The organism is Streptomyces sp. UNOC14_S4, from assembly GCF_020740835.1.
In the GTDB taxonomy this organism is placed as follows: domain Bacteria; phylum Actinomycetota; class Actinomycetes; order Streptomycetales; family Streptomycetaceae; genus Streptomyces.
Genome location: NZ_JAINFC010000710.1, coordinates 1 through 2,966, shown reverse-complemented (window position 1 = coordinate 2,966; position 2,966 = coordinate 1). Strand labels below are relative to the sequence as shown.

Genomic DNA, 2,966 nt, shown 5'->3' with positions numbered 1-2,966 from the left:
CGCCCATGCCCCGCGAGCCCGCCCACAGGCCCCACGCCAGTGAGATCGCGTGCTGCCCGAGCGCGCGGCGGTGCTGTGCGAGGCCGTCGAGGAAGGCGTTGGCGGCGGCGTAGTTGCCCTGGCCCGGCCCGCCGAAGGTGGTGGCTCCGGACGAGAAGAGCACGAACGCGGCGAGGTCGGCGTCCCGGGTGAGGTCGTGCAGGTGGAACGCGCCGTCGGCCTTGGGGCGCAGCGACCGGTCCAGGTGCCCGGCCGTCAGGGTCTGGACGATGCCGTCGTCGACGATGCCCGCGGTGTGGATCACGGCGGTCAGCGGGTGCTCCGCGGGGATCCGCGCCAGCTCGTCCGCGAGTGCGGCCCGGTCGGCGAGGTCGCACGCCACGAGCGTGGCCTCGGCGCCCAGGGCGGCGAGTCCGTCCAGGAGCGCGGCAGCGTCCGGCGCGGCGGCGCCCCGCCGTGACAGCAGCAGGAGCCGGCGGATGCCATGGGCCGTCACCAGGTGCCGCGCGACCAGGGCGCCCAGGCCGCCCGTGGCTCCCGTCACCAGGACCGTGCCGTCGGGGTCGAGCCGGGTGCCGCCGACGGGCGACGGCGTCGCGCGGGTCAGCCGCGGCACGTATGTCAGGCCCTCGCGGACGGCCAGTTGCGGCTCCGGCGAGGCCAGTGCCGTCGGCCACTGGGCCAGGGACGTACCGTCCTCGTCGAGGTCGACGAGCGCGAAGCGGCCGGGGTGCTCCGACTGCGCCGACCGCACCAGCCCCCACACCGCTGCCGCCGGGACATCGGTGACGGGCTCGCCGGGACGGACGGCGAGCGCGCCCGTCGTGGCCACGACCAGGCGGACGCCGTCGAAGCGGGTGTCGGCGAGCCACGCCTGCAGCAGGTCGAGCACGGACGACAGCAAGCGGCGGGTCCGGGCGGGAACGTCCTCCCCGTTCCCGGGCAGCGCGGTCCCGACGTGCACCACCACGGTTTCGGGCATGGGCACGGGCACGGGCTCGTGCGGGGCCGCGGCTGCGGCTGCGGCTGCGGCTGCGGCCAAGTCCTCATACCGGGCGGCCGGCCGGTGTTCGTCGGCGAGGTGCCCGACCAGGGCGCGGGTGTCTGGTCCGGGCGCCGCCCAGGCCGACGGGGCAGCGGTGCCGGCGTCGGCCTTCCGCCAGTCCACCCGGAACAGCGCGTCGCGGTGCGGTGGTCCGGCCGGGCGCAGCTGGTCCGCCGTGACCGGCCGGACCGTCAAGGCCTCGACCGAGGCCACGCCCGCACCCGTGTCATCGGCCAGGTACAGCGACACCGTGTCGTCCCCGGCGAGCACCAGCCGGACGCGCAGGCGGGAGGCGGCCGGGGCAGTCGACCGGACACCGCGCCACGCGAACGCCACGCGTGCCCCGCCGGTGGACTCGTTCGCGATCCCGAGTACATGGATGGCCGCGTCGAGCAGGGCAGGGTGCAGATCGAAACGGTCGGCGTCGGCCCGGGCCTCGTCGGGAAGCTCGACCTCGGCGAACAGCTCGTCGCCGCGCCGCCATGCGCGCCGCAGGCCCTGGAAAACCGGACCGTAGTCGAATCCGGTGGTGCCCAGCCGTTCGTAGGCCCCGTCGATCGCGACGGGTGCGCTGCCCGGGGGCGGCCACGCGGTGAGGTCCGGCGCACCCGGATCTGCCGGATCGGTGCCCATGGCTTGGGCGACGAGCGTGCCGGTGGCGTGCCGGGTCCAGGGCTCGTCGTCGAGGACATCGCCCTCGGGGGTGTTCGCGGGGACGTTCTCGGGCCGCGAGTGGACGGCGATCGCCCGTACCCCGGTCGCGTCGGGCGCGTCGACCGTGACCTGGACGAGGACGCCGCCAGTGTCGGGCAGGACGAGCGGTGCGTGCAGGGTCAGTTCCTCGATCTCGCCATGGCCGACCCGGGCACCGGACCGCAGGGCGAGATCCACGAACACTGTCCCCGGCACGATCACCGCCCCGAGCACGGCGTGGTCGGCGAGCCACGGGTGCGTGGACAGGGAGAGACGTCCCGTGAGGACCGTCCCGGCCGTGTCGGCGAGGTCGACGGCGGCGCCCAGTACGGGGTGCTCGACGGCGGACTGTCCCCAACCGGCGCCGACGGATCCGGTGTCAGAGGCAGACACCCAGTAGCGGTGGCGTTGGAAGGGGTAGGTGGGGAGGTCGACGTGCGTGGTCGCGTCGGCGTGCTTGAGCTGGCTCGCCCAGTCGACGGGCAGGCCGCGCACGAAAGCGGCGGACAGCGCCGTCACCAACCGCTCCGGACCACCCTCACCACGACGCAGCGTCTCCAGAACCGTACCGCCCGGAACATCCTCCAGCTCATCCGCGATGGGCACGACAAGACCCGGGTGCGGACTGCACTCGACAAACACCGTGTGCCCATCCGCCACCGCCGCACGCACCGCCTGATCCAGCCGGACGGTATTGCGCAGATTCTCGTACCAGTACGAGCCCGACAGCGCCCCAGGATCGGTGACGGCCTCGCCGGTCACCGTCGAGTACATCGGCACCGCGCCGGGCTGCGGGGTGACATCCGCCAGCAGAGCCTGAAGATCTTCCCGTAACACGTCCATCTGGGCGGAATGGGAAGCGTAGTCGACCGGAATCCACCGCGCCCGTACACCATCGCGCTCGCATACGTCGACCACGGCAGCCAAGGCCTCGACGTCACCCGACAGCACCACACTGGCGGGCCCGTTCACCGCCGCCAGCGACAACCGCTCATCGTCGGCAACGAGCCCGGCAGCACGCTCAGCGCTGACCCCGACAGACAGCATCCCGCCACCCACCGACGACACCCGCCGCAACGCCCGACTCCGCAACACCACAACCCGCGCCGCGTCCTCCAGCGACAACAGCCCCGCCACATGCGCCGCGGCAATCTCACCCTGCGAATGCCCCACCACAGCGGCAGGACGCACCCCGCACGACTCCCACCACCGCGCCAACCCCACCATC

The 2,966-nt window shown here is 73.7% G+C and carries 1 protein-coding gene; it reads right to left on the bottom strand.

The genetic code is table 11. From position 1 onward, the window contains the following. On the bottom strand, positions 1-2,965 hold a 2,965-nt coding region (locus tag K6I34_RS34700), incomplete at its 3' end, for an SDR family NAD(P)-dependent oxidoreductase (protein WP_229332021.1). Between the last annotated feature and the right edge of the window lies 1 nt (position 2,966).